General features: G+C 52.9%; 1 rRNA gene. It reads left to right on the forward strand.

The window, feature by feature from the left end:
* Positions 1–2625 (forward strand): 23S ribosomal RNA (locus A6U87_RS21700); the annotation flags it as partial.
* Positions 2626–2650: the final 25 nt, after the last annotated feature.

Raw genomic sequence — 2650 nt, forward strand, 5'->3', positions numbered from 1 at the left:
GGTTTCCAAGCATTGTGATAAGGTATCTGCACCTGAATAAAATAGGGTGTAAGAAGCGAACGCAGGGAACTGAAACATCTAAGTACCTGCAGGAAAGGACATCAACCGAGACTCCGCAAGTAGTGGCGAGCGAACGCGGACCAGGCCAGTGGCAATGAGGAATAAAGTGGAACCTTCTGGAAAGTTGGGCCGTAGCGGGTGATAGCCCCGTACGCGTAGAACACTCATTGTCCTAGAGTAGGGCGGGGCACGTGAAACCCTGTCTGAACATGGGGAGACCACTCTCCAAGCCTAAGTACTCGTGCATGACCGATAGCGAACAAGTACCGTGAGGGAAAGGTGAAAAGCACCCCGACAAGGGGAGTGAAATAGAACCTGAAACCGGATGCCTACAAACAGTCGGAGCCCGCAAGGGTGACGGCGTACCTTTTGTATAATGGGTCAACGACTTAGTGTAACAAGCAAGCTTAAGCCGGTAGGTGTAGGCGAAGCGAAAGCGAGTCTGAATAGGGCGAATTAGTTTGTTGCATTAGACCCGAAACCGAGTGATCTAGCCATGAGCAGGTTGAAGGTTGGGTAACACCAACTGGAGGACCGAACCCGCATCTGTTGCAATAGATTGGGATGACTTGTGGCTAGGGGTGAAAGGCCAATCAAACTCGGAAATAGCTGGTTCTCCGCGAAATCTATTTAGGTAGAGCGTCGAGCGAATACCCCGGGGGGTAGAGCACTGGATGGGCTATGGGGACTCACCGTCTTACTGATCCTAACCAAACTCCGAATACCCGGGAGTACTACTCGGCAGACACACGGCGGGTGCTAACGTCCGTCGTGAAAAGGGCAACAACCCTGACCTCCAGCTAAGGTCCCCAAGTCATGGCTAAGTGGGAAAGGATGTGAGGATCCCAAAACAACCAGGATGTTGGCTTAGAAGCAGCCATCATTTAAAGAAAGCGTAACAGCTCACTGGTCTAAATAAGGGTCTTTGCGCCGAAAATGTAACGGGGCTGAAGCCATGCACCGAAGCTGAGGATGTGCAGTAATGCACGTGGTAGCGGAGCGTTCCGTAAGTCTGTGAAGGGATACCTGTGAGGGGTCCTGGAGATATCGGAAGTGCGAATGTTGACATGAGTAACGATAAAGAGGGTGAGAGACCCTCTCGCCGAAAGACCAAGGGTTCCTGCTTAAAGTTAATCTGAGCAGGGTTAGCCGGCCCCTAAGGCGAGGCGGAAACGCGTAGTCGATGGGAACCACGTTAATATTCGTGGGCCTGGTGGTAGTGACGGATTGCTCAACTTGTAAGGTCTTATTGGATTGATCTTGCAGGGACGCGGTTCCAGGAAATAGCTCCACCGTATAGACCGTACCCGAAACCGACACAGGTGGTCAGGTAGAGTATACCAAGGCGCTTGAGAGAACTATGTTGAAGGAACTCGGCAAATTGCACGCGTAACTTCGGAAGAAGCGTGACCCCATTTTACGCAAGTATGATGGGGTGGCACAGACCAGGGGGTAGCGACTGTTTATCAAAAACACAGGGCTCTGCGAAGTCGCAAGACGACGTATAGGGTCTGACGCCTGCCCGGTGCTGGAAGGTTAAGAGGAGAGGTGCAAGCTTTGAATCGAAGCCCCAGTAAACGGCGGCCGTAACTATAACGGTCCTAAGGTAGCGAAATTCCTTGTCGGGTAAGTTCCGACCTGCACGAATGGCGTAACGACTTCCCCGCTGTCTCCAACATAGACTCAGTGAAATTGAATTCCCCGTGAAGATGCGGGGTTCCTGCGGTCAGACGGAAAGACCCCGTGCACCTTTACTATAGCTTTACACTGGCATTCGTGTCGGCATGTGTAGGATAGGTGGTAGGCTTTGAAGCGGGGACGCCAGTTTCCGTGGAGCCATCCTTGAAATACCACCCTTATCGTCATGGATGTCTAACCGCGGTCCGTTATCCGGATCCGGGACAGTGTATGGTGGGTAGTTTGACTGGGGCGGTCGCCTCCGAAAGAGTAACGGAGGCGCGCGATGGTGGGCTCAGACCGGTCGGAAATCGGTCGTCGAGTGCAATGGCATAAGCCCGCCTGACTGCGAGACTGACAAGTCGAGCAGAGACGAAAGTCGGTCATAGTGATCCGGTGGTCCCGTGTGGAAGGGCCATCGCTCAACGGATAAAAGGTACGCCGGGGATAACAGGCTGATGACCCCCAAGAGTCCATATCGACGGGGTTGTTTGGCACCTCGATGTCGGCTCATCGCATCCTGGGGCTGGAGCAGGTCCCAAGGGTTTGGCTGTTCGCCAATTAAAGCGGTACGTGAGCTGGGTTCAGAACGTCGTGAGACAGTTCGGTCCCTATCTGCCGTGGGTGTAGGAATATTGACAGGATCTGTCCCTAGTACGAGAGGACCGGGATGGACATATCTCTGGTGGACCTGTTGTCCTGCCAAGGGCATAGCAGGGTAGCTACATATGGAATGGATAACCGCTGAAGGCATCTAAGCGGGAAACCAACCTGAAAACGAGTATTCCCTATCAGAGCCGTGGAAGACGACCACGTTGATAGGCCGGGTGTGGAAGCGCAGCAATGTGTGAAGCTTACCGGTACTAATAGCTCGATTGGCTTGATCGTTCTCATTGATCAATGCTCATCAAAG

This window comes from Rhizobium sp. AC44/96 (genome assembly GCF_001692185.1).
GTDB lineage: Bacteria > Pseudomonadota > Alphaproteobacteria > Rhizobiales > Rhizobiaceae > Rhizobium.